The 24,126-nt window shown below is 71.5% G+C and carries 21 protein-coding genes; 10 read left to right on the forward strand and 11 right to left on the reverse strand.

The genetic code is table 11. The features are described from left to right. Positions 1 to 23: 23 nt before the first annotated feature. The 4 genes from ACZ63F_RS11220 (at position 24) to ACZ63F_RS11235 (ending at position 4,015) form a co-directional block, all read left to right on the forward strand. Positions 24 to 968: an RluA family pseudouridine synthase gene (locus tag ACZ63F_RS11220; protein ID WP_352365940.1), complete on the forward strand. Its 945-nt coding sequence runs from the start codon at positions 24 to 26 to the stop codon at positions 966 to 968. Then, positions 965 to 1,435 (forward strand): GNAT family N-acetyltransferase, encoded by a 471-nt coding sequence (locus ACZ63F_RS11225; RefSeq protein ID WP_469710175.1) that lies wholly within the window; start codon positions 965 to 967, stop codon positions 1,433 to 1,435. Before ACZ63F_RS11220 ends, ACZ63F_RS11225 begins: the two co-directional genes overlap by 4 nt. A 56-nt stretch (positions 1,436 to 1,491) precedes the next feature. Then, a complete protein-coding gene (locus ACZ63F_RS11230) occupies positions 1,492 to 3,078 on the forward strand; it encodes a Na+/H+ antiporter (protein ID WP_352365936.1) in 1,587 nt (528 codons plus the stop codon). A 196-nt stretch (positions 3,079 to 3,274) separates the two neighbouring features. Continuing rightward, the gene (locus ACZ63F_RS11235; protein ID WP_469710176.1) at positions 3,275 to 4,015 is read left to right on the forward strand and encodes an SDR family NAD(P)-dependent oxidoreductase; all 741 of its coding nucleotides are present in this window, start codon (positions 3,275 to 3,277) and stop codon (positions 4,013 to 4,015) included. Positions 4,016 to 4,023: 8 nt separating this feature from the next. Here the strand turns inward: ACZ63F_RS11235 and ACZ63F_RS11240 are convergent, their stop codons facing one another. Then, the gene (locus tag ACZ63F_RS11240) at positions 4,024 to 5,136 is read right to left on the reverse strand and encodes a mechanosensitive ion channel family protein (protein ID WP_469710526.1); all 1,113 of its coding nucleotides are present in this window, start codon (positions 5,134 to 5,136) and stop codon (positions 4,024 to 4,026) included. A 102-nt stretch (positions 5,137 to 5,238) separates the two neighbouring features. Between ACZ63F_RS11240 and ACZ63F_RS11245 the strand changes: the two genes are divergently transcribed. Then, positions 5,239 to 5,808 carry a dienelactone hydrolase family protein gene (locus tag ACZ63F_RS11245; protein ID WP_469710177.1) on the forward strand — a complete coding sequence of 190 codons (570 nt, stop codon included), beginning with the start codon at positions 5,239 to 5,241 and terminating at the stop codon, positions 5,806 to 5,808. Between the two features lie 96 nt (positions 5,809 to 5,904). Here the strand turns inward: ACZ63F_RS11245 and ACZ63F_RS11250 are convergent, their stop codons facing one another. The 5 genes from ACZ63F_RS11250 to ACZ63F_RS11270 form a co-directional block, all read right to left on the reverse strand. Then, positions 5,905 to 6,255, reverse strand: a complete 351-nt coding sequence (locus ACZ63F_RS11250) for a hypothetical protein (protein WP_351954462.1) — start codon at positions 6,253 to 6,255, stop codon at positions 5,905 to 5,907. A 121-nt stretch (positions 6,256 to 6,376) separates the two neighbouring features. Next, positions 6,377 to 8,038 carry an alkaline phosphatase D family protein gene (locus ACZ63F_RS11255; protein WP_469710178.1) on the reverse strand — a complete coding sequence of 554 codons (1,662 nt, stop codon included), beginning with the start codon at positions 8,036 to 8,038 and terminating at the stop codon, positions 6,377 to 6,379. A gap of 106 nt (positions 8,039 to 8,144) precedes the next feature. Beyond that, positions 8,145 to 8,954 (reverse strand): thioredoxin domain-containing protein, encoded by an 810-nt coding sequence (locus ACZ63F_RS11260; RefSeq protein ID WP_469710179.1) that lies wholly within the window; start codon positions 8,952 to 8,954, stop codon positions 8,145 to 8,147. A gap of 136 nt (positions 8,955 to 9,090) precedes the next feature. After that, the gene (locus ACZ63F_RS11265) at positions 9,091 to 9,783 is read right to left on the reverse strand and encodes a hypothetical protein (RefSeq protein WP_469710180.1); all 693 of its coding nucleotides are present in this window, start codon (positions 9,781 to 9,783) and stop codon (positions 9,091 to 9,093) included. 67 nt (positions 9,784 to 9,850) lie between these two features. Beyond that, positions 9,851 to 11,224, reverse strand: a complete 1,374-nt coding sequence (locus tag ACZ63F_RS11270; RefSeq protein ID WP_469710181.1) for a DUF2252 domain-containing protein — start codon at positions 11,222 to 11,224, stop codon at positions 9,851 to 9,853. 223 nt (positions 11,225 to 11,447) lie between these two features. On the opposite strand from ACZ63F_RS11270, the gene dnaE reads away from it, so the two are divergent. Beyond that, positions 11,448 to 14,987, forward strand: a complete 3,540-nt coding sequence (dnaE, locus tag ACZ63F_RS11275) for a DNA polymerase III subunit alpha (RefSeq protein ID WP_469710182.1) — start codon at positions 11,448 to 11,450, stop codon at positions 14,985 to 14,987. A 110-nt stretch (positions 14,988 to 15,097) separates the two neighbouring features. On the opposite strand, the gene ACZ63F_RS11280 is transcribed toward dnaE, so the two are convergent. Then, positions 15,098 to 15,277 (reverse strand): hypothetical protein, encoded by a 180-nt coding sequence (locus tag ACZ63F_RS11280; RefSeq protein ID WP_469710183.1) that lies wholly within the window; start codon positions 15,275 to 15,277, stop codon positions 15,098 to 15,100. Between the two features lie 220 nt (positions 15,278 to 15,497). Here ACZ63F_RS11280 and ACZ63F_RS11285 point away from each other — a divergent pair, with 220 nt between their 5' ends. The 4 genes from ACZ63F_RS11285 to ACZ63F_RS11300 all read left to right on the forward strand — a co-directional run bounded on the left by ACZ63F_RS11285 (position 15,498) and on the right by ACZ63F_RS11300 (position 19,541). Continuing rightward, entirely contained in the window at positions 15,498 to 16,721 is a 1,224-nt protein-coding gene (locus ACZ63F_RS11285) for an NYN domain-containing protein (RefSeq protein ID WP_469710184.1), read from the forward strand. Between the two features lie 226 nt (positions 16,722 to 16,947). Then, positions 16,948 to 17,922, forward strand: a complete 975-nt coding sequence (locus ACZ63F_RS11290) for an ABC transporter ATP-binding protein (protein WP_469710185.1) — start codon at positions 16,948 to 16,950, stop codon at positions 17,920 to 17,922. Positions 17,923 to 18,022: 100 nt separating this feature from the next. Continuing rightward, the gene (locus tag ACZ63F_RS11295) at positions 18,023 to 18,850 is read left to right on the forward strand and encodes an ABC transporter permease (RefSeq protein ID WP_469710186.1); all 828 of its coding nucleotides are present in this window, start codon (positions 18,023 to 18,025) and stop codon (positions 18,848 to 18,850) included. Positions 18,851 to 18,884: 34 nt separating this feature from the next. Beyond that, entirely contained in the window at positions 18,885 to 19,541 is a 657-nt protein-coding gene (locus ACZ63F_RS11300) for an AAA family ATPase (protein ID WP_469710187.1), read from the forward strand. 343 nt (positions 19,542 to 19,884) lie between these two features. Here the strand turns inward: ACZ63F_RS11300 and ybaK are convergent, their stop codons facing one another. The 4 genes from ybaK to ACZ63F_RS11320 form a co-directional block, all read right to left on the reverse strand. Then, positions 19,885 to 20,394, reverse strand: a complete 510-nt coding sequence (gene ybaK, locus ACZ63F_RS11305; protein WP_469710188.1) for a Cys-tRNA(Pro) deacylase — start codon at positions 20,392 to 20,394, stop codon at positions 19,885 to 19,887. Positions 20,395 to 20,410: 16 nt separating this feature from the next. Continuing rightward, positions 20,411 to 21,151 carry an LON peptidase substrate-binding domain-containing protein gene (locus ACZ63F_RS11310; RefSeq protein WP_469710189.1) on the reverse strand — a complete coding sequence of 247 codons (741 nt, stop codon included), beginning with the start codon at positions 21,149 to 21,151 and terminating at the stop codon, positions 20,411 to 20,413. Positions 21,152 to 21,162: 11 nt separating this feature from the next. Then, positions 21,163 to 22,227, reverse strand: coding sequence for a hypothetical protein (locus tag ACZ63F_RS11315; RefSeq protein WP_469710190.1), 1,065 nt, complete (start codon positions 22,225 to 22,227; stop codon positions 21,163 to 21,165). A gap of 155 nt (positions 22,228 to 22,382) precedes the next feature. Beyond that, positions 22,383 to 23,960 (reverse strand): oxidoreductase, encoded by a 1,578-nt coding sequence (locus ACZ63F_RS11320; protein ID WP_352355293.1) that lies wholly within the window; start codon positions 23,958 to 23,960, stop codon positions 22,383 to 22,385. Positions 23,961 to 24,126: the final 166 nt, after the last annotated feature.

A 24,126-nucleotide genomic window follows, 5' to 3' on the forward strand; every position in this document is an offset into this window, starting at 1 on the left:
GCGCCGTCCGGCATACTCGACGGGTGAGTACGCTTCCCGAGATCCGAACCCTGCCCGTGCCCGACGGCCTGGAGGGCGAGCGTGTCGACGCCGCCATCTCCCGTATGTTCGGCTTCTCCCGCACCAAGGCGGCCGAGCTGGCGGCGGCGGGCAAGGTCCAGGTCGACGGCTCGGTTGTCGGCAAGTCCGAGCGGGTCCACGGCGGGGCCTGGCTGGAGGTCGAGATGCCGGGGGCGCCCGCGCCCGTGCAGATCGTCGCGGAGCCCGTCGAGGGCATGGAGATCGTGCACGACGACGAGGACGTCGTCGTGATCGTCAAGCCGGTCGGCGTGGCCGCGCACCCCTCGCCGGGCTGGACCGGCCCGACCGTGATCGGCGGCCTCGCCGCCGCCGGCTACCGCATCTCCACCTCCGGCGCCGCCGAGCGCCAGGGCATCGTGCACCGCCTCGACGTCGGCACGTCCGGCCTGATGGTGGTCGCCAAGTCGGAGCGGGCGTACACGTCGCTGAAGCGCCAGTTCAAGGAGCGCACGGTCGACAAGCGCTACCACACCCTCGTGCAGGGCCACCCCGACCCGACCAGCGGCACCATCGACGCCCCGATCGGCCGCCACCCGCAGCACGACTACAAGTGGGCGGTCACGGCCGACGGCAAGCCCTCCGTGACCCATTACGACCTCATCGAGGCGTTCCGCGCGGCCTCCCTGCTCGACGTGAAGCTGGAGACCGGCCGCACCCACCAGATCCGCGTCCACATGGCCGCCCACCGCCACCCCTGTGTCGGCGACCTCACCTACGGCGCCGACCCGACGCTCGCCAAACGGCTGCGCCTGACCCGCCAGTGGCTGCACGCCGTCCGGCTCGGTTTCGAGCACCCCGGGGACGGCGAGTGGGTCGAGTTCGCCAGCGACTACCCGGCCGACCTGCAGAAGGCGCTCGACCAGGTCCGCGAGGAGACGTACGGATGAGCACGCGCGCGTACACGGTCCGGGTCGCCGAGGACCCGGCCGACCTGGAGGCGTGCTTCGCGGTGCGCAAGCAGGTCTTCGTGGTCGAACAGCGCGTCCCCGAGGACCTGGAGTACGACGCGTACGACCCCGTCGCCGTGCACGTCCTGGCGGTCCGCGAGGACGGCGTGCCCGTCGGCACCGCCCGGCTGCTGCACGGCGCGGTGGCTGCGGCCAAGACCGGCGGCGACCCGTCCCTCGGCTCCCTGGGCCGGCTCGCGGTCGCCGCGGAGGCCCGCGGCCTCGGCATCGGCGCCGCCCTGGTCCGGGCCATCGAGGAGGCCGCAGGCGCGCGTGGCCTGACCGCGGTGGACCTGCACGCGCAGACCCACGCGCTGGGCTTCTACGAGCGGCTGGGCTACGAGCCGTACGGCCCGGAGTACGAGGAGGCCGGCATCCCGCACCGGGGGATGCGCAGGGTTCTGTAGCCGGCATGGCACGCTGGAGGCCCGCTGTGTGATCGTCTACACCCGGAGCGCTGGCCGTGGATCAGTTGGCCCTGCTGTTCGTGCTGCTGCTCGGGGCGTTGGTGAGCGTTCCGGTAGGGGACCGGTTCGGACTGCCGGCGCCCGTGCTGATGACGCTGTTCGGGATCGTCCTCGCGGTCGCCGACTTCGTGCCGAACGTGAACATCCCGCCCGAGCTGATCCTGCCAGGTCTGCTGCCGCCGCTGCTGTACGCCGCCGTACGGCGGACCTCGTGGCGGCAGTTCACGGCCAACAAACGGCCGATCTTCCTGCTCGCCGTGGCCCTGGTCTTCGTCACGACGCTGTGCGTGGCCGTCGTAGCCAACACGATCGTGCCCGGACTGCCGATCGCCGCCGCGCTCGCGCTGGGCGCGCTCGTGGCCCCGCCCGACCCGGTCGCCGCGACCGCGGTCGCCGGACAGCTCGGGCTGCCCCGCAGGCTGGTGTCGATCCTGGAGGGCGAGGGTCTCTTCAACGACGTCACGGCCATCGTCCTGTACCACGTGGCGATCGCCGCCGTGGTCAGCGGCACCTTCTCGCCCTGGCGGGCCGGGCTGGACTTCCTGCTCTCCGCCGTGGTCGCGGTCGTCGTGGGGCTGGTGCTCGGCTGGGGCGCGAACAAGCTGATGGACGTGCTCGGCGACGCCACCCTGCAGATCGGGCTGACCCTGATCGTCCCGTACGCCTCGTACGTCATCGCCGAGGAACTGCACGGCTCCGGGGTCCTCGCCGTGCTCACCACCGCGCTGTTCATCGCCGAGTACGCCACCGACGCCGACGACGTCATGACCCGGCTCGCCGGATACACCTTCTGGGACATCGTCGACACGCTCGTCACCGGCGTCGCGTTCGGGCTGATCGGCCTGGAGCTGCACAACGCGATCCGCACGGCGTCCGGCCGCTGGGGCGAGCTGCTCGGCTGGGCGGCCGCGATCGTGGGCGTGGTGGTCGTGGTGCGGCTGGTCTGGCTGCTGCCGGCGACCTGGCTGACCAAGCGGCTGCACGCCCGGCGGGACTACGACGAGGAGATCCCGACCAGCTGGCGGGAGACCATCGTGATGTGGTGGTCCGGGATGCGCGGGGTGGCGTCGGTGGCGCTGGCCCTGGCCATCCCCCTGAAGACGGACGACGGCTCCGCCTTCCCGGACCGCGACGAGATCGTCTTCATCGCCTTCGGCGTGATCATGGCGACGCTGGTCCTGCAGGGGCTGACCCTGCCGTGGCTGGTGAAACGGCTGGGGGTACGGGCCGACACCGACCGCGAGAAGGAGATCGAGAAGGAGCTGGCGGTACGGGCGGCGAAGGCGGCACGGCGGCGCCTGAAGGAGATCGAGCAGGTCGAGGAGTTGCCGGAGGACGTGACGGAGCAGATGCTGCGGCGCGCCTTCGAGATCGGTTTCCGGATCAGCCCCGACGTAGTGGAGGACGAGCGGCGGGAGGGTCACGACAAGCGGATGCGGCGGCTGAAGCGGTTGCGGCGGATCCAGCAGGAGATGCTGAGCGCGGCGCGGCACGAGGTGCTGGCGGCGCGCAGCGAGCCGGGGGCGGATCCGGAGATCGTGGACCGGGTGCTGAGGCACCTGGACGTCCGCAGCCTGCGCTGAGCGCTCCTCCGGAAGCGCCGTGACGTGTCGTCGGAAGCGCCGTGACGTGTCGTCGGTCGGCTGCCGGCGCCGTCGGGGCCGGTCGCGCAGTTCCCCCCGCCCCGGGCGGGCGCGCTGCACCGCGGCAGTCATACAAATACACGGCGGCTGTGGACAGTCGCAGGCGCCGTCCGCTCAGCCCTCGTAGTCTCGGATCATGGCTCGGAACATTGTGATCAGTGGTGGAGGAACCGGGATCGGGCTCGCCGCGGCGCGGGTGTTCGCCGGGGACGGGGACCGGGTGCTGCTGCTCGGGCGGCGCAGAGAGGTGCTGGAGAAGGCGGGGGTGCCCGGGGCGGAGGTGTACGCCGCCGACCTGGCCGAACCCGAGCAGGTGCGCGCGGTCGCGCGGTTCGTCGCCGAGGAGTTCGGGACCGTGGACGTGCTCGTCCACAGCGCCGGTGGGAACGCGGCGCGCGCGGCCGACGCGGAGACCGGCGACCCGCTCGACGTCGCCGCCCGCGTCTGGACCGGCAACTTCCGGCAGAACACACTGACCTCCGTGCTGCTCACGGAGGCACTGAAGGACCGGCTCGCCGATCCCGGCGGCCGGGTGCTGTTCATCAGCTCCATAGCGGCCTTCCGGGGCTCGGGGAGCGGGTCCTACGCCGCCTCCAAGGCGGCCCTGCATCCCTACGCCCACGACCTGGCCCGGCAGCTCGGCCCCCGCGGGGTCACCGTGAACGTGGTCGCGCCCGGGTACATCGAGGACACCGACTTCTTCGGCGGGCCGGTGGCGGAGGCGCGGCGGGAGCAGCTCGTCGCCGAGACGTCCACCGGGCGGGCGGGGACACCCGGCGACGTCGCCGCCACCCTGCACTGGCTGGCCTCCCCGGCCGCCGGGCACGTCACCTCGCAGGTCATTCAGGTCAACGGCGGCGCCGAACGCGGCCACTGAAGGAGGTCTCAGCCGCGGCCGGTGCGGGGCGGCTCGTGCAGGCGCCGGCCGGCCGTCGCCCCGTCCTGGGAGGGGATGATCCCGCCGGGCGGCAGGACCGCGTCGGCCGTGTTGACCCGGGGCAGGGCGTACGGGTGCTCCGCGCACAGCCAGGTCATCATCTGCTCGCGGACGGTCACCCGGACCGTCCAGATGTCGTCCGCGTCCTTGGCGGTCACCAGCGCCCGCACCTGCATGGTGTTCGGCGTCGAGTCGGTGACCACCAGGCCATAGGCCCGCCCGTCCCAGGCCGGGCACTCGCGCAGGATGTCCTTGAGCTTGTCCCGCATGGCGTCGACCGGCGCCGAGTGGTCGACGTGCCAGTAGACGATCCCGGTCATCTGCGGGGTGCCCCGCGACCAGTTCTCGAAGGGTTTGGAGGTGAAGTACGACACCGGCATGGTGATCCGGCGCTCGTCCCAGGTCCGTACCGTCAGAAAGGTCAGGGTGATCTCCTCGACCGTGCCCCACTCGCCGTCGACCACGACCGTGTCACCGAGGCGCACCATGTCACCGAAGGCGATCTGCAGGCCGGCGAACATGTTCGCCAGGGTGGACTGGGCGGCCACACCGGCGACGATGCCGAGAATTCCGGCGGAGGCCAGCAGCGAGGCGCCGGCCGCGCGCATCGCCGGGAAGGTCAGCAGCATCGCCGCCACGGCCACCACACCGACGACCGCCGTCACCACCCGCATGATCAGGGACACCTGGGTGCGCACCCGGCGGACCCGGGCCGCGTCGTGGTGGGCGCGGGCGTAGCGGTCGTAGGTCGTCTCCACGACGGCCGCCGCGATCCGCACCACCAGCCAGGCGGCCGACCCGATCAGCACCAGGGTGAGGATCTGGCCGACGGCGACCCGGTGGTCCAGGATCAGCTCCGCCTGGTCGTAGGAGCCTCTGAGCAGGGCCGAGCACAGCACCAGCTGATAGGGGATGCGGCCGCGCCGCAGCAGGCCCCACAGGGGTGTCTCGCTGTGCCGGGCATCGGCCTTGCGCAGCAGCAGGTCGGTCGCCCAGCCGATCAGCAGGGTGAGGACGACGGCGCCGCCGACCACGATCAGCGGGCGGAGTACGTTCTCCATCTCCATGAATCCGAACGTAACCGCTTCGGCGGGATCCTGAACATGACCGATCGGCATGAAGGGGGTGACAGGCGTCACCCGGCGGGCTGGCACCATGGCTTCATGAACATCATGCTCTTTCACTCGACCTACGGGCTCAGGCCTGCGGTGCGCGAGGCCGCGGACCGGCTGCGTGCCGCCGGGCACGAGGTGTGGACGCCGGACCTCTTCGAGGGGCGCACGTTCGACACGGTCGAGGAGGGCATGGAGTTCAACGAGTCGATCGGCAAGGACGAGCTGCTGAAGCGGGCCGTGCTGGCGGCGGCGCCGTACTCGGAGCGCGGGCTGGTGTACGCGGGGTTCTCGCTGGGTGCCTCGATCGCGCAGACGCTGGCGCTGGGCGACGAGCGGGCGCGGGGGCTGCTGCTCCTGCAAGGCACGTCGGACATCGCGCCCAGCGCCTCGGTGGACGAGCTGCCGGTGCAGCTGCACGTGGCCGAGCCGGACGCCTTCGAGACGGACGACTGGCTGAGCGCCTGGTACCTGCAGATGGGCCGGGCCGGTGCCGACGTGGAGATCTACCGGTACCCGGGGGCCGGTCACCTCTACACCGACCCCGGCCTGCCGGACTACGACGAGGAGGCCGCCGAGGCCACCTGGCGGGTGGCCCTCGGCTTCCTCGACACGCTGTGACCGGCCCCGGCCCCGGCCGCTTGTCCGCATGAAGGCGTGGCCGGGGCCGGTTCGTCAGGCATGTCCACCGTCGTTGCGGTGTGCCCGAGGCCTCACTCAGCCGGGGAAGCACTCCTTCGGCGGGTTCACCAGCGAGGCGAAGTGCCCGGACCACACCCAGGCCGTCGGCTGGGAGTCGTAGATCCGGAACCACCGTTCGCCCGAGGGGGTCTTGGTGGTCGAGCACTGTATCCGCTCGACCGTCTCGAACGCGTCTACCCGGTACCGGGTCGACGAGGAGGTGGGCTTGGAGTAGATGGGAGCGCCGTGGGTGTCCAGCACGGTCAGGTTGACGAATGCCGGTGCCGCCGACGCCTCCTGCACCTGCGTGATGGTCGCGAGTCCGGCGAGGGCCATGGTGGCCATGAGTACGGCGGACTTCTTCATGGCACGCTGGGGGGTGGCCATGTGTCTCCAATCATGATCGGTTGCTGACGGGCGGTCGGTGTGATCACCCGTCAATTCGGCGACCATAGCGCGGAGTTACCGAACAAGCGATCTATTATTCGCGGGTGGTCTCCCGCCGGAGTCACACCGGGTCGTACGTCCGCTCCACCTTCTGTGTGCCCGTGCGGGTGCGGTACGAGCGCTCCCAGGACGAGGTGGCGTCGGCCTTCGTCTTGTCGGAGAGGACGTAGTAGTCCATCTGCGCCCGCGCGGCCGTGATGTCCAGGATTCCGTAGCCGTGCCGGTCGGTGTCGACCCAGTGCACGTGGCGGTTGGCCAGCTGGATGACCGGGGCGGCGACGGTGGAGACGACGCCGGGGGAGACCTTGAGGATGTCGTCGAGGTTGTCGGAGGTCACCGAGGTGACCACGAACTCGGTGGCGGCCGAGGCGGACAGCGGGTAGGTCCCGGCGTCCACGGGCACGTCGTTGGCCCAGGCCATGTGGATGTCGCCGGTGAGGAACACCGTGTTGGTGATCGCGTTGGAGCGCAGGTGGGCCAGCAGCTCGCGGCGGTCGTCGGTGTAGCCGTCCCACTGGTCGGTGTTGAGGGCGAGGCCGTCCTGGGGCAGGCCGAGCAGCTTGGCGAGCGGCTTGAACAGGTCGGCGGAGAGCGAGCCGATGGCGAACGGCGAGATCATCACCGAGTTGCCGACCAGCCGCCAGGTGGTGTCGGAGGCCTTCAGACCGGCCTTGAGCCAGTCGAGCTGGGCGCGGCCGGTGATGGTGCGGTCCGGGTCGTCGACCGAGCCGCTGCCCGTGGACACCTGCTGGGAGCGGAAGGAGCGCAGGTCGAGGAGGGAGAGGTCGGCGAGCTTGCCGAAGCGCAGCCGGCGGTAGGTGGTGCCGGCGATGGCCGGGCGGACCGGCATCCACTCGAAGTAGGCCTGCTTGGCGGCGGCCTGACGGGCCGTCCAGGTGCCTTCGGCGCCCTCGGTGTGGTTCTCGGCACCGCCGGACCAGGAGTCGTTGGCGAACTCGTGGTCGTCCCAGATGGCGATGACCGGCGCCTTGGCGTGCAGGGCCTGGAGGTCGGTGTCGGTCTTGTACTTGCCGTGCCGTATGCGGTAGTCGGCGAGCGTGATGATCTCGTGGGTGGGCGCGTGCTGCCGGACCACGGTGTCGCGGGTGCCGTACTCGCCGGTGCCGTACTCGTAGATGTAGTCGCCGAGGTGCAGCCAGGCGTCGAGGTCGCTCCGCGCGGCCAGGTGCCGGTAGGAGGCGAAGTAGCCGGCCTCCCAGTTGGCGCAGGAGACCACGCCGAAGCGCAGACCGGAGACGGTGGCGTCGGTGGCGGGCGCGGTGCGGGTGCGGGCCACCGGGGAGTCCGTGGGGCCGGCCGAGAAGCGGAACCAGTAGTCGGTGGCCGGAGCCAGGCCGCGGATGTCCGCCTTGACGGTGTGGTCGGAGGCGGCGGTCGCGGTGGTGGAGCCCTTGGAGACGACGTTCGTCAGCGCCTTGTCGGTGGCGACCACCCAGCTGACCTCGGTGTCCGGGCCGGTCCCGGAGCCCGGCGTCGCGTCGGCGGTCGGCGTCACCCGCGTCCACAGCAGGATGCCGTCGGGCAGCGGGTCCCCGGAGGCGACGCCGTGCAGGAAGGCGGGCGCGTCCTCGGCGGCCCGGGCCGGCAGCGCGGCGGCCAGCGGTGCGGCCAGGACAGCGGTCGCCGCCGCGGCCTTGACGACCGTACGGCGGCGCGGGGTAAGCGAGTTGGAGCCCTCGTCGGCTCTGAATCGACTGGTCATGAAGGACCAGGTTACTGACCGGTATTAACGGGAGCGGGCGAACCGGTGAAGTTCGCCCGCTCTTCTTCTCGTGGCCGGCGGCCGAGACTCGCGGCCGGTCTTCGGGTCAGGCCTTGAGGGCCGCGCCCACCACCTTCTCGAAGTCGGCCACCGTCAGGAGCGGGGAGCCGCCGTTGAGCTGCTTGCCGTCCATGACGAAGCCAGGCGTGCCGGTCACGCCGTCCTTGTTGTCGTCGAACTGCTTCGACATGGCCATCGCCCAGGCGTCGTAGGTGCCCTTCTTGACCGCGTCCTGGAACTTCGCGTTGTCCTTCAGCGCGGGCACGGTCTGGGCGACCTTGATGAGGTAGCTGTCGTCCTTGAACTTGTCGGTCGTCTCGTCCGGGTGCCACTTCGTCGAGTACAGCGCGGTCTTGTAGTCGAGGAAGGCCTGGTCGCTGACGTTCAGCGCCGCACCCAGTGCGCTCAGCGCGTTCTTGGAGCCCTCGCCGTTGTCCTTGTTGTCGATGAACGTGGCGCCGACGTACTGGAACTTGAACTCGCCGTCGTCGATGTCCTTCTTGAAGGTGGCACCGACGGTCTGCTCGAACTGGGCGCACACCGGGCAGCGCGGGTCCTCGTAGACCTTGAGGGTCTTCTTGGCGGTGGACTTGCCGATGACGACGGTGGTGCCGTCGGTGCCCGTCGTGTTGGCCGGGGCGACGACCTTCTCGTCCTTCACGGCCTCCCAGTGGCTGGGCTTGTTGGCCTGGACGACGGCGTAACCTATGCCGCCCGCCGCGGCCAGCACGGCCACGACCGAGCAGGCCACGATGACCTGCCGCCTGACCTTGGCGCGCTTGGCCTGCTTCTCGCGCTCGGCGCGCAGCCGTTCCCGGGCCGCGTTCTTGGCAGCTGCGCTGTTCCGCTTGCTCATGTTGGTGATCTCCATAGGGGACGCGCACATGTCGTACGCGGGATACGTGTGGGGGACTCGTCGTGCTCGGAGTGCTCGGAGTGCTCGGAGTACTCGCAGTACTCGGACGAGGGGCGTGCTCGGGCGGGCGGGGCGCTCAGGCGAAGGGCAGGGCGAGCGCCCCGGAGCACGGTGGTCCGCGCCGTCCCAGGGAGTGCGCGAGGAGCAGGTCGCGGACGGCGGCCGGACGGGGCGCCGGGCGGGGCAGCCGTCGTACCGGGGCCGGCCGGGCGGTGCCCGCGGCGGCCGCGAGGAGCAGCGGGCGGAAGGTGGTGGCGGCGACGGCGCGCAGCAGCTGGGTCAGGGCGCGCTCGCCGCGGCGCAGCCAGGCGGCGGCCAGCAGGCCGACGCCGACGTGCGCGGCGAGCAGCAGCCAGGCTGCGGCCGGGTCGGCCTGCGTGAGGGCCGCGGCGGTGCGGGATCCGCCGGTCATCCGGGCCAGCGGGGTACCGACCGTGCCGCCGTGGCACAGCACGTCGAAACCGACGGCGCGCAGCGGGCCGGCGACCGGGCCGCCCGCCCGGCCGTAACAGGCGTGCTGACCGGTGGTGAAGACCGTGTCGGCGGCCAGCTCCAGCGGGACCAGCAGGGCCGCGATCCGGCCGAAGCCACGCTCGCGGCCCGCCAGCGCGTACGCCGTGCCGAACACGCCGGCGGCGACCGCGGCCACCGTCGTGAACGGCAGCGGCGCCCGGGACAGCAGCACGTGCGACGCGGTGCTGAGCGTCACGACGAAGGCCGTGAACAGCGCCGCGCGCACGGCTCTGAGCTGGGTCCCGGATATGTCCATAGCGGTGGAGAGTCTGTCACGTACTCATGTAAGGGACCCCTAAAAGGGCCCTGAGAATCGGCGAAGGTTACAGGCCTGGAATGCGGCCGTTGCGGAACAGGTCGACGAAGATCTGGTGGTCGGCGCGCGCGCGTGCGCCGTAGCTGTGCGCGAACTCGGTGAGCAGACCGGCGAAACCGTCCTCGTCGGCGGCGATCGCCGCGTCGATCGCCCGCTCGGTGGAGAACGGCACCAGGGACTCGCCGGAGGTGTCGTCGGCCGCCGAGTGCATCGACGCCGTGGCCCGGCCGAGGTCCGCGACCACCGCCGCGATCTCCTCCGGGTCGTCGATGTCGCTCCAGTCCAGGTCCACCGCGTACGGCGACACCTCGGCGACCAGCTGACCCGCGCCGTCCAGCTCGGTCCAGCCCAGCCACGGGTCGGCGTGCGCCTGCAGGGCGCGCTGCGAGATGACCGTGCGGTGGCCCTCGTGCTGGAAGTAGTCCCGGATCACCGGGTCCGTGACGTGCCGGGAGACGGCCGGGGTCTGAGCCTGCTTGATGTAGATCACCACGTCGTTCTCCAGGGCGTCCGTGGCGCCCTCCAGGAGGATGTTGTACGACGGCAGGCCGGCCGAGCCGATGCCGATCCCGCGGCGGCCCACGACGTCCTTCACGCGGTAGGAGTCCGGGCGGGAGAGGGACGACTCGGGGAGGGTCTCCAGATAGCCGTCGAAGGCGGCGAGGACCTTGTAGCGGGTGGCCGCGTCCAGCTCGATGGAGCCGCCGCCGGAGGCGAAGCGGCGCTCCCAGTCGCGGATCTCCGTCATCGAGTCCAGCAGCTCGAAACGGGTCAGCGACCGGGCCGCGCGCAGCGCGCCGAGCAGCGGGCCCTCGGCGGTGTCCAGGGTGAACGGCGGCACCTCGTCGCTCTTGGCCCCCGTCGCCAGCGCGTGGATGCGCTCGCGGTACGCCTCCGCGTACACCTCGACCAGCTCGGTGATCTGCTCGTCGCTGAGCGCCTTCGCGTACCCGATCAGCGCGATGGAGGCGGCGAAGCGCTTCAGGTCCCAGGTGAACGGGCCGACGTAGGCCTCGTCGAAGTCGTTGACGTTGAAGACCAGGCGGCCGTTGGAGTCCATGTACGTGCCGAAGTTCTCCGCGTGCAGGTCGCCGTGGATCCACACGCGCGAGGTGCGCTCGTCCAGGTACGGCCCGGTGTATATGCGCCCGCCGCCCGGTGCGGACGTCCTCCCGTCGCCCCGCCCTGCGGTCCCGGCGTCCAGGTCGTGGTAGAAGAGCGCGGCCGTGCCCCGGTAGAAGGCGAAGGCCGAGGCCGCCATCTTCCGGAACTTCACGCGGAACGCGGCCGGGTCGGCGGCCAGGAGCTCGCCGAAGGCGGTGTCGAAGACGGCGAGGATCTCCTCGCCGCGCTGCTCGCCGTTGAGCTGGGGGACCGACATCGCTGGGTGCCTCCTGGTGCGTGTGGTGCCTGACATGTGGCGCGGATCTCTCGCCCGGACCAACGTGCGAAGGTCCCCGGGAGTGCCCGCTTTCCCGGCATGAAGGTACGCGGGGCAGCCCGCCAGGTGTCAGTGCCGAGGCATAGGATTCCGCTGTCCCACCAGACTGCCCGCAGCCGGTCGGAAGATCGTCGACGCCCGTTTTCCTTCGGAGGCCGAAACCGTGTCAAAGCCGCCCTTCACGCACCTGCACGTCCACACCCAGTACTCGCTGCTGGACGGTGCCGCGCGGCTCAAGGACATGTTCAACGCCTGCAACGAGATGGGCATGACGCACATCGCCATGTCCGACCACGGCAACCTGCACGGGGCGTACGACTTCTTCCACTCCGCGAAGAAGGCCGGGGTCACCCCGATCATCGGCATCGAGGCGTACGTCGCCCCCGAGTCCCGGCGCAACAAGCGCAAGATCCAGTGGGGCCAGCCGCACCAGAAGCGGGACGACGTCTCCGGTTCCGGCGGTTACACCCACAAGACGATGTGGGCCGTGAACAACACGGGGCTGCACAACCTCTTCCGGCTCTCCTCGGACGCGTACGCCGAGGGCTGGCTGCAGAAGTGGCCCCGGATGGACAAGGAGACCATCGCCCAGTGGTCGGAGGGGATCGTGGCCTCCACCGGCTGCCCCTCCGGCGAACTCCAGACCCGGCTGCGCCTCGGGCAGTACGACGAGGCGCTGAAGGCGGCCGCCGACTACCAGGACATCTTCGGCAAGGACCGCTACTTCCTGGAGCTGATGGACCACGGCATCGAGATCGAGCACCGGGTCCGCGACGGCCTCCTGGAGATCGGCAAGAAGCTCGGCATCCCGCCGCTGGTGACGAACGACTCGCACTACACGTACGCGCACGAGGCGGCCGCCCACGACGCCCTGCTGTGCATCCAGACCGGCAAGAACCTCTCCGACCCCGACCGCTTCAAGTTCGACGGCACCGGCTACTACCTGAAGTCCACGGACGAGATGTACGCCATCGACTCCTCGGACGCCTGGCAGGAGGGCTGCGCCAACACCCTCCTGATCGCCGAGATGGTCGACACCACCGGCATGTTCGAGAAGCGCGACCTCATGCCGAGGTTCGACATCCCCGAGGGCTACACCGAGGTCACCTGGTTCAAGGAGGAGGTCCGCCGGGGCATGGAGCGCCGCTTCCCGGGCGGCATCCCCGAGGACCGCCAGAAGCAGGCCGACTACGAGATGGACGTCATCATCCAGATGGGGTTCCCCGGCTACTTCCTCGTGGTCGCCGACTTCATCATGTGGGCGAAGAACAACGGCATCGCGGTCGGCCCCGGCCGAGGCTCCGCGGCCGGCTCGATCGTCGCCTACGCCATGGGCATCACCGACCTGGACCCGATCCCGCACGGCCTGATCTTCGAGCGGTTCCTCAACCCCGAGCGCGTCTCCATGCCCGACGTCGACATCGACTTCGACGAGCGCCGGCGCGTCGAGGTGATCAGGTACGTGACCGAGAAGTACGGCGCCGACAAGGTCGCCATGATCGGCACCTACGGCAAGATCAAGGCGAAGAACGCCATCAAGGACTCCGCGCGCGTGCTGGGCTACCCGTACGCGATGGGCGACCGCCTCACCAAGGCGATGCCCGCCGACGTCCTCGGCAAGGGCATCGACCTCGACGGCATCACCAACCCCTCGCACCCGCGGTACAACGAGGCCGGCGAGATCCGCGGGATGTACGAGAACGAGCCGGACGTGAAGAAGGTCATCGACACCGCCAAGGGCGTCGAGGGCCTGGTGCGGCAGATGGGTGTGCACGCGGCCGGCGTGATCATGTCCAGTGAGCCCATCGTCGACCACGCCCCGATCTGGGTGCGGCACACGGACGGCGTGACCATCACGCAGTGGGACTACCCGCAGTGCGAGTCGCTCGGCCTGCTGAAGATGGACTTCCTCGGCCTGCGCAACCTGACGATCATGGACGACGCCGTCAAGATGGTGAAGTCCAACAAGGGCATCGACCTCGACCTGCTGTCCCTGCCGCTCGACGACCCGAAGACCTTCGAACTCCTCCAGCGCGGCGACACCCTGGGCGTCTTCCAGTTCGACGGCGGCCCCATGCGCTCCCTGCTGCGCCTGATGAAGCCCGACAACTTCGAAGACATCTCCGCCGTGTCGGCGCTCTACCGTCCCGGCCCGATGGGCATGGACTCGCACACCAACTACGCGCTGCGCAAGAACAAGCTCCAGGAGATCACCCCGATCCACAAGGAGCTGGAGGAACCCCTGGAAGAGGTCCTGGCCGTCACCTACGGCCTGATCGTCTACCAGGAGCAGGTGCAGAAGGCCGCGCAGATCATCGCCGGCTACTCGCTCGGCGAGGCCGACATCCTCCGGCGCGTGATGGGCAAGAAGAAGCCCGACGAACTGGCCAAGAACTTCACCATCTTCCAGGCCGGTGCCCGGAAGAACGGCTACAGCGACGAGGCGATCCAGGCCCTGTGGGACGTGCTGGTCCCGTTCGCCGGCTACGCCTTCAACAAGGCGCACTCCGCCGCGTACGGCCTGGTCTCGTACTGGACCGCCTACCTCAAGGCGAACCACCCCGCCGAGTACATGGCCGGACTGCTCACCTCGGTCAAGGACGACAAGGACAAGTCGGCCGTCTACCTCAACGAGTGCCGGCGCATGGGCATCAAGGTGCTGCCGCCGAACGTCAACGAGTCGGTGCACAACTTCGCCGCCCAGGGCGACGACGTGATCCTCTTCGGCCTCGAGGCCGTCCGCAACGTCGGCACCAACGTGGTCGAGTCGATCATCAGGAGCCGCAAGGCCAAGGGCAAGTACAACTCCTTCCCCGACTACCTCGACAAGGTCGAGGCGGTCGCCTGCAACAAGCGCACCACCGAGTCACTGATCAAGGCGGGCGCCTTCGACTCCCTGGGGCACACCCGCAAGGGCCTCACCGCGCACTTCGACTCGATGATCGACAACGTGGTCGCGGTCAAGCGCAAGGAGGCCGAGGGCCAGTTCGATCTCTTCGGCGGGATGGGCGAGGAGGAGAGCAGCGAGCCCGGCTTCGGTCTGGACGTCGAGTTCACCACCGAGGAGTGGGACAAGACCTATCTGCTCGCCCAGGAGCGGGAGATGCTCGGTCTGTACGTCTCCGACCACCCGCTCTTCGGCCTGGAGCACGTGCTCTCGGACAAGGCCGACGCGGGTATCGCCCAGCTCACCGGCGGTGAGCACGCGGACGGCGCGGTGGTCACCATCGGCGGGATCATCTCCGGCCTGCAGCGCAAGATGACCAAGCAGGGCAACGCCTGGGCGATCGCCACCGTGGAGGACCTCGCGGGCTCCATCGAGTGCATGTTCTTCCCGGCGAGCTACCAGCTCATCTCGACCCAACTCGTCGAGGACGCGGTGGTGTTCGTGAAGGGCCGCCTCGACAAGCGCGAGGACGTGCCCCGGCTGGTGGGAATGGAGCTGACCGTCCCGGACCTCTCCAACGCCGGCACCAACGCGCCCGTGATCCTCACCATCCCGGCCACCCGGGTCACCCCGCCGATGGTCAGCCGCCTCGGCGAGATCCTCAGTCACCACAAGGGCGACAGCGAGGTCAGGATCAAGCTCCAGGGCCCGACCAAGACCACCGTCCTCCGCCTCGACCGGCACCGGGTGAAGCCGGACCCGGCGCTCTTCGGCGACCTCAAGGTGCTGCTCGGCCCGTCCTGCCTGGCCGGATAGGCCCCGGCTCCCGGCCGCCGGCCGGTACGCACGCGGAAGGGGCGCACCCGAAACGGGTGCGCCCCTCCTGCGTGCCGGGCTTCAACAGCCCGGGGGACCTGGTCGGTCGCTCAGTTGTGGCCGAAGCTCTTCTGCTTCCTGCGGGCGACGTCCGCCGGGCTGCCCTGGATGTGCGACACCGGCGAGTCCTGGGACTCGGCCGACGTACGCTGCCCGTGCTGCTCGTGGGTCTGCTCGCTGTGCGGGGTGCGGTTCTGGGAGCCACCCTTGCGGTTCTTGTTCTTGGCCATGGTGATCTGCCTCCTGTGGGGGATCTAGGGGCCGAATTCAGATTCACATAGGCTGACAACAGACGCATTTCGGATAATTACCGTATGTAACAGGGCTTGTCGGAGAGCAAGGGCCCGAAACGCCACGCCGAAGATCGAGTTCGGGCCGTTAACCCCCGCGTGGTCGGGCAGACTCGAAGGAAGCCCCGAAAGCAAACCTCCCGGAAAGAGGGTGAGTCGCGTGGACCGCTGCATCGTCCTGGTGGACGCCGGGTATCTGCTGGGTGCCGCCGCCAGTCTCCTCGCCGGTGAGCCCTCCCGATCCCGCATCACCGTCGACCACGCCGCGCTGATCCAGGCGCTGCGCGATCGCGCGGAGTCCGACACCGAGCGTCCACTGCTGCGCATCTACTGGTTCGACGGCGCCCCCGACCGCGTCCCCCAGCCGGAACACCGCAGGCTGCGCGTGATGCCCCGGGTGACCGTCCGGCTCGGCGCGCTGACCCGCAGCGACGGGCGCTGGGCGCAGAAGGGCGTGGACGCGGCCATGCACGCGGAGCTGACCGAGCTGGCCAGGAACAGGGCCTGCTCCGACGTCGTCCTCGTGACCGGCGACGGGGACCTGCTGCCGGGCATGATGGCCGCCAAGGAGCACGGGGTCGCCGTGCACCTGTGGGCCGTGCAGGCCGCCGACGGCGACTACAACCAGTCCGAGGACCTGGTCGCCGAGGCCGACGAGCGGCGGGTGCTGGACCGGGCGTGGATCACCCAGGCGGTCCGGGCCAAGGAGCTGACCGCCGTCTGCGCGCCACCGCCCGTGCCGCGGCCGGAGATCGCCGCGATCCTCTCGGCGCCGCTGCCCGAGTCGTCGCTGGCGGCGGCCCCCGAGCCGGGGACCGAGGACACGGAGCGGGCGCCCGCGGCGCGCGCGGTGGAGAACGGGGCGCAGGAGCGGGTGCCGGCGCCCAAGGGGGTGCCGACGCCCAAGGACCTCGCCGCCCTGCGCGCGCCGGGCGCGCAGCCGGTCCAGCATCCGGCGACCACGGCCACCCTGCGGTGGTCCTCCGACAAGGGATGGGTGGACCGGCCCGGGGTGGCGGCGGAGCCGGCGGAGGCGGCCTCCATGCCGACGCTGGCGCAGCTGACCACGGCGGAGCAGCGGTGGGCCGACCGGGAGGAGGACATCACGACCGTCGGCGGGGATCCGTACGAGGTCGGGCAGGTGTTCGCCCGGCGGTGGATGTCACGCCTCGGGGACCAGAGCCACCTGCACAAGCTGTCGGGAATGTATCCGCGGATTCCGCACCGCATCGACGGGGAGCTGCTGCGGTACGCGGCGCGGTTCGGGTTGCTGGCACACAAGGACGACCAGATCGACGAGCACGACCGGTACGCCATTCGGGCGGGGTTCTGGAGAGAGTTCGACGTGCCGGCGGGCGCCGGGGAGCATGCGTCGGCGGAGTGAGTAACGGGGCTGCGGACGTCATGTCGGGTGCGCGCGGGTGGGGGCTCGTCGCGCAGTTCCTCCCCCAGTCTTCGGCCGGGGGGGACCCCCGGCGCCCCTTCGGGGCGCTGCCCTTACGGAGCCGGGAAGCCGGGCGCCCCAAAGGCGAGTAAACGGGGGCGACCCCGTACCCTCGTTCCTTGTGAGTACGGGCGTGGGTCGGGCACTTCGGCGGCAGGGTGATGTCGTGTGCGCCGTGCGTGGGCTGACCAAGACCTACGGCGCGGTCAAAGGGCGGCGTGGTGCCGCCGCCGTGCCCGAGGTGCGGGCCACCGACGGGGTGGAGCTCGACGTCCGGCGCGGGGAGGTCTTCGGGCTGCTCGGGCCGAACGGGGCCGGCAAGTCGACGCTCGTACGGCAGCTCACCGGGCTGCTGCGGCCCGACGCGGGCAGTGTCGAGATCCTCGGGCACGACATCGTGCGGCACCCGGAGCGGGCCGCGCGGATCCTCGCCTACCTCGGGCAGGAATCCAGCGCCCTAGACGAGCTGACCGTGTCCCTCGCGGCCGAGACCACCGGCCGGCTGCGCGGACTGGACGTGCGCGAGGCGCGGCGCGAGCGTGACGCCGTCCTCGAGGAGCTGGGCCTGACGCCGATCGCAGGACGGGCGCTCAAGAAGCTCTCCGGCGGACAGCGGCGGCTCGCCTGCTTCGCCGCCGCGCTGGTCGGGGAGCGGCCGCTGCTCGTGCTCGACGAACCGACGACCGGGATGGACCCCGTGGCCCGGCGGGCCGTGTGGGCCGCCGTGGACCGGCGGCGGGCCGAACAGGGCGCCACCGTGGTGCTCGTCACCCACAACGTCATCGAGGCCGAGACGGTCCTCGACCGGGTCGCCGTCCTCGACCAGGGGCGGGTCATCGCCTGCGACACCCCCGCCGGGCTCAAGGAGCGGGTGGCCGGCGAGGTGCGGGTCGAGCTGGTGTGGCGGGAGCAAGCGCCACTGGAGGTCCCCGAGGTGGCCGCCTTGCGGGAGCGCGCCGTCGAGTCCGGCCGGCGCTGGACGCTGCGGCTCGCCCCCGAGGAGGCGCGTGCCGTCGTCGCCACGGTGACCGGCGGCGCCGCCTTCGCCGCACTCGACGACTTCACCCTCGCCACCCCCAGCCTGGAGGACGTCTACCTGGCGCTGGGCGGCGCCGCCCGGCAGGGGCTGGTGAAGGCGTGACGGCGAGCGCGAGGATGAACAGGACGGCGGCCGGGCGCGTACGGAAAGACGCGGCAGCGGTACGGGCCGCAGGTGCCGCACGGAAAGGGAGCAGCGCGACGTGAGTGTCGTACCCGCTGAGGTTCTGCCGGGCGGTGCCCTGGCCGTGGAGGAGACGGCGCCGGGCGGTCCGGTGGCCGAGCTGGGCCCGCGGGCGCGGCTGTGGCCGTCGCTGGTGGCCGTCTACCGCGCGCAGCTGTCCCGGGCCCGGGTGGCGCGGATCCCGCTGCTGTTCGTCGCGACCTTCCAGTCCGTCGGCATCATGGTCATGATGCGCGGGGTGGTGGACTCGCGGGGCGAGGCCCAGTCCGTGGTGGCGGGCTCGTCGGTCGTCGTCGTCGCCTACGTGGCGCTGAACCTGCTCGCGCAGTACTTCGGGCAGCTGCGGGCGAGCGGCGGGCTCGACCACTACGCCACGCTGCCCGTGCCACCAGCCTCGGTGGTGCTCGGGGCGGCCGCGGCGTACGCCTCCTTCACCGTGCCGGGGACGCTGGTCACGGCCGTCTTCGGGTGCGTGCTGTTCGGGCTGCCGCTCGGGAACCTGTGGATCCTCGTCGCGGTGATCCCGCTCGCCGGGGCAGCCCTGGCGGGGCTGGGCGCGGCCTGCGGACTGCTGGCGCCCCGTCCCGAACTCGCCACCCTGCTGGGGCAGCTGGGCATGTCGGCGGCGCTGCTGCTCGGCGTGCTGCCGCCGGACCGGATGCCGGGGATCATCCAGTTCGCGCGCGACCTGCTGCCGTCGACGTACGGCGTCGAGGCCTATGCCCGGACCTTCGGGGCGCGGCCGGACTGGGCCGTCGTCCTCGCTGACCTGGGGGTGTGCGCCGGGGTGGGTGTCGTCTCGCTGGCCGTCGCCACCTGGGCGTATCGCAGGGCCGCCGTCCGGTGACGCGCCCCACAGGCCGACCTGGCACGATGGCAACGTGACCGCACCGTTGACGCCGCCTCCGCCGCCGCACGACCAGTCCCCGCACCAGGCCTGGCAGGCTCCGCCGCCTGCCGGGGAGGCCGCGGGGGAGTACGGACAGGACGGTCCAGGGATGAAGACCGAGCTGCGGGAAGGCGCCGTGATCGCCGTCGCGGTGGCGGTGAGCGGGGTGCTGCTCGGGCTGCTGTGGTTGTGGCTGGCGCCGCATGTGCCGCTGGTGGGGGAGCAGTCCGGCAAGAACTGGGCGGTCTACCTCAAGGACAGCGAGGGGGAGCAGGCGGCCGGGGTGGACGGAACGTTCACGCTGCTGGCGCTGGCGTTCGGAGTGGTGAGCGCGGCGGTGGTGTTTCTGTGGCGGCGGCGCGGGGGCGTGCCGCTGGTGGTGGCGCTGGGGGTCGGCGGGCTGCTGGCGTCGGTGCTGGCCTGGCGGCTCGGGATGTGGCTGGGGCCGGAGTCGGACGTGATCGCGCACGCGCGGGCCGTGGGTAAGGGGGTGACGTTCTCGGCGCCGCTGAAGCTCGGGGCGAAGGGGGCGTTGCTGGCGTGGTCGTTGTCGGCGCTGGTGGTGCACCTCGGGCTGACGGCGCTGTTCGGTCCCCGGGACCCGGAGCCCCCCTACGAGGACGGCCCGTACGCCGCTCCACCGGCGTAGTTCGTGCGCCCCCGCCGCCCCTACCCGTCCCGTCCCGTCCCTCCAGGGGGGTGGGCCCCCTTCGACCGCCCGTCTCGGGGACTGCCGCCCCCGAACCCCCGCTTCGGCCTGAACGGCCTCGTCCTCAGACGCCGGACGGGCTGAGAAGGCCGGCAAGCCGGGGCTGCGGTGGCGGAGGCAGGGGCGCGGGGAACCCCTGAGGCTCTGTGTCCCGCGCCCCCGAGTGGCTATGCCGGACGGCGACCGTGGTTCGAGCGGGCCTTCCTGAGGCGCCACTTCCTTTTCCGTGTCTTCTTCGACATGTCTTCCGTACTTAACCCGGCGCGGAGACTTCGTCGAGGGGTCACGCACGTCCGATCGGGGCCAGGGTCGCGTTCGTCAGACTCGCGAGGGCGGTCGGGGCGAGTTCCACCTCCAGGCCCCGGCGGCCCGCCGAGACGCAGATCGTGGCGTGGGCCGAGGCGGAGGCGTCCAGGACCGTGGGGAGTTGCCTGCGCTGGCCCAGCGGGGAGATGCCGCCGCGGACGTAGCCCGTCGTGCGCTCGGCCAGGACCGGGTCGGCCATCGCCGCCCGCTTGCCGCCGACCGCCGTGGCCAGGGCCTTGAGGTCCAGGCTGCCGGCCACCGGCACGACCGCGACCGTGAGCGCGCCGTCGACGTCCGCGACCAGGGTCTTGAAGACACGGTCGGGGGACACGCCCATCGCCTCCGCCGCCTCCTCGCCGTAGGACGGGTGGGCGGGGTCGTGGTCGTAGGAGTGGATCGTGAAGTCCACGCCCGCGGCGGTCAGGGCCACCGTCGCCGGGGTTCCGCCACTGCCGCCGGACTGCTGTTTCTTCGATTTCTTCGGCATTCAGGAAGACCCCGGGTCAGTTCAGGCTCGTCGGCGCCCGCGTCAGCTCCGCCGCGGGCAGTGACGGCAGGTTACGGATGATCGCCGTCTCGGCGCGAAGGAGTTTCAGCTCGTCGCGGAGGCGGGACGCCGTGTCGGGGGCCTGGAGCAGGCGCTGCTTGGTCGGGGTGTCGTGCATCATCGCGGCGGCGACCAGGTAGGAGACGACCGACGGCTCGTCGGGGAGGTCGACACCCGTGGCCAGGGAGCGTTCTCGGGCGCCCGCCAGACGCTTCTGGTACTGGCGGAAGGCCCGCAGCACGCCCTCGGCCAGCGCCCCGGCCTCGTCGCCCTGGTCCTCCGTGAGCTCCTCCAGCTCGGCCGTCAGGAACGGCCCCGACGTGTCGACGGAGAGCAGCCGCACCCGGTTCGTCCCCGTGGCCAGCACCTCGAACGTGCCGTTCGCCCGCTCCCGGATCGTCGCCGCGTCCGCCACGCAGCCCACCCGGTGCAAGGACTTGAGGGGGTCGGGCCCGAAGCCGGCCGCCGGGCCCCGGTCGGGCTGCGCCGTCGGGTCCGGCATGCCGGGCGCGCTCGGCGCCACCTCGTGGCCGTCGCGGATCGCCACGACGGCGAACCGGCGTGGTTCTTCCTCGGGCGTCTTCAGCAGGTCGCGCATCATGGCGCGGTAGCGCTCCTCGAAGACGTTCAGCGGCAGCACGAGCCCCGGGAACAGTACCGAGTTCAGCGGGAAGAGGGGGAGACGGACGGTGGTCACGGCGCCACAGCCTAGTGGTCATCGGCGGGAACATGTCCGCCGTGCTCGGCCCGTGGGCGCCCCGCGGCCCTCGGCGAGGGGATCAGCACGGCCTCGGGGGGCGGTTCCTTACCGGCCAGCAGGTGGGCGCGCAGGCGTACGAAATGGCCCAGCGGGTCGTCGGAGAGCCGCCCCCAGGGGAAGGACGTGACGTACGGGCCGATCAGGTCCAGCTGGGCGCGGGCGGCTTCCCAGCGTTCCAGGCGGACCAGCAGGTACATCAGCTTGTTGCGGATCTCGGCAGGCCAGGTGTCGGCTGCCGGGAACCGCGCGGAGAGCGCGATCGCCCGGTCGGCCGCCGCGTCCAGGCGGGTCCGCGGCACCTCGGGTCCGCAGCCGTCGGTGAGGTAGGCGAAGGCGGCGCGGGCGGGGAGGGCCTGGACGAGGGAGTCGGCCGGGGCGTCCTGGGCGGCCAGGTCGGCGAAGTCGAAGCACTCGCGGTGCGAGCCGTGCCAGTACGTGCCCAGGTAGCGCAGCGCCGCCACATGGCAGCCGTAGTGGTGCGGGGCGCGGCGGACCGCCGCCTCCCAGAGCTCCTCGAAGTAGCGGTGGCCCGCGTTCGTGCCGCGGGCGTGGTCGAGGGCGATCCGCCACGGCACCGGGTCCCGGTCGTCGCCGCGCGCGGCCGCCGTGATCAGCGGGCTGAGCGGGCGCAGGAGCTCCGCGCGGGCGGGCGAGTCCCAGGCCTGGTCCACCCCGAGCTGGGCCTGGAGCAGCAGCAGGTCCGGGTCGTGCGGGGCGGCCGCGGCCCACTGGCCGAGCCACTCGGCGCGGGAGCGGGCGAAGAGCGCGAGCCGGCGCACGTACCGGTCGCGTGCCTCCCACTCGGCCGCGTGCCGGGTGCCGGCCAGCAGTGTCGCCGCCGTCTCGTGCTCGCCTCGGCCGGCCGCGACCAGCGCGGGGGCGAGCCGGTCGTCGGGCGCGTCGAGGAACACCTCGTCGTCGGCCGGGAGCGGTCCGGCGGCGAGAGGCGGTGCGTTCGTTGCCCTCCGTCCGGAACGGAAGAGCGCGCGCAGCGAAGCCATGGCGTTGACCATTGAAAGTCCGCAGGTCGGGGCAGCGCCAGACGGTATGGCCAACTCCACGAAAGTTGTACGGTCGCCGGTCAAGGAGCGGTAAAAGGTGACTGTTGCTCACCTGTTCGGTACCTGTAAGTGACACTCACCTCGGCTGCCCCGGCAGGCACCAGCTGTCACCCCCGCCTCAGCAGCCGCGTCGCCCCCGCCGCCACGGTCGTGGCCAGGATCCAGCCCAGCAGGATCATCACCGCCGCCGCCCACTGCCAGCCCCCCGTGAGCCGCCACTGGCCGACCTGGCCCAGGTCGATCACCGGCAGCAGCAGGTCCAGGACGAACAGCGCCGGGTCCCAGGCCGGGTGGCCGCCCGAGTTCATCGGCGGATGCGGGGCGTGCGCGAACGCCAGCGTGCCCGCCGCCCACAGCACCGCCATCCACACCGCCGCCCGGCCCGGCCGGTAGCCGTAGGCCACCGTCAGGTCCTGCGCGAACCCCCAGAGCTTGGCGGCCGGCGGCAGCGTCTCGCGGCGCCGCCGCTGCTTGGCGAGCAGCACCTCGCGCGCGTCCTCGTCCTCGCCGGCCGCCCGCAGCACGGCCGCGAGGCGCTCGTACGGCTCCGGGTTGTACTCGGCGGTCGCCGCCGCCACCCACTCCAGGCGCCGGGTCAGCGGGAACGGGCCCTGCGGCACCAGGTTCTCGTAGCCGAAGCCGCCCATGTGCAGCCGACCGGGCCCCGGCCAGCTGGTCGCCCGGTCCACCAGGTTGACGACCCGGGCGCCGGACAGCACCACCCGGCCGCGCTGCGGCTCCTCCCCGAGGAACCGCAGCTCCGGCGCCTGCACCCGGCGCAGCGACAGCTCCTGGTCGTCCGTGAAGGTCAGCCGCGCCCGCTCCAGGTCCACCGCGTCCCCGAACCGCCCGTCGTCGAGGCGGACCCCGCCCTGGCACTCGAACCGCTGGATCCGCGTACCGCGCGCCGGGGTCGTCCCGCTCTGCCAGGGGCCGCCCACCCCGGCCGGGGTCAGGTAGAGCGTCCGGCCGACGGTCAGCTGGGGCGCGTTCAGCGCGAACCGCCCATCGGGGTTGCGCAGCCGCGCCCCGCGCAGGCTCAGCGAGACGCCCACCTTGGCACTGCGCAGGCTCAGCTCCCCGTGCGTCTCCAGGAGCTCCGCCGTCAGGTCCTGGCCGACGGTCATGCCGTCCGCCGCGATCGACCGCCCGCTGCGGTCCCGGTACACCACCGCCTGGTTCAGCAGCAGATCGGTGCCGATGTGCGCGTCGGTCAGCCGGACCCCGCCGAGGAACCGGCAGCGCGGCAGATGCAGGTCACCCTCCGTGTGCAGCCGGGCCGCCTCCAGGCGAGGCGCCGCGCAGTCGACGAACCGCGCCGTCGTGAAGTGCGCCTCCGGCAGCAGGATCTCGTCGTCGAACCGGCAGCCGCGCAGCTCCATGTACGGCAGGACCGTGCCGCCCGCCAGGTCCAGGGTTCCGGTGATCCGGACGCCGGCCAGCTTCAGCGAGGCGACCCGGCCGTCCAGCGCCGGCGGCCCGTCGAGCAGCAGCCAGCACACGATCCGGGCCCGCACGGTCCGCTCGGGCCCCCACGGGTGGCCGCCGTGCGGATCGTCCACGCGCAGGTCGCCGCTGCTCAGGTCGTACACGCTGCCGTTGCGGAACGCCTGCCACATACCGGCCTCGGCCGCGGTCAGATCGTCCGGCAGATCCCCGTCGCGGACGCCGTCCCCCTGGGTCACGGCTTTTCCTTCTTCCTCAACTACTCGCGGGTCATGTTTCGGTACAACCGGTGATGCCCGGTGGGTGAGCCCTCGAACACAGTTGGTGATGGTGATCTTCCGGGTGCCGGCCAGGCTAGGGGCAGGGTGCCGCCCCGCGCCCGGTATCAAGCCACGGAGCCGCGGT

This window comes from Streptomyces sp. NPDC104761 (assembly GCF_055583445.1).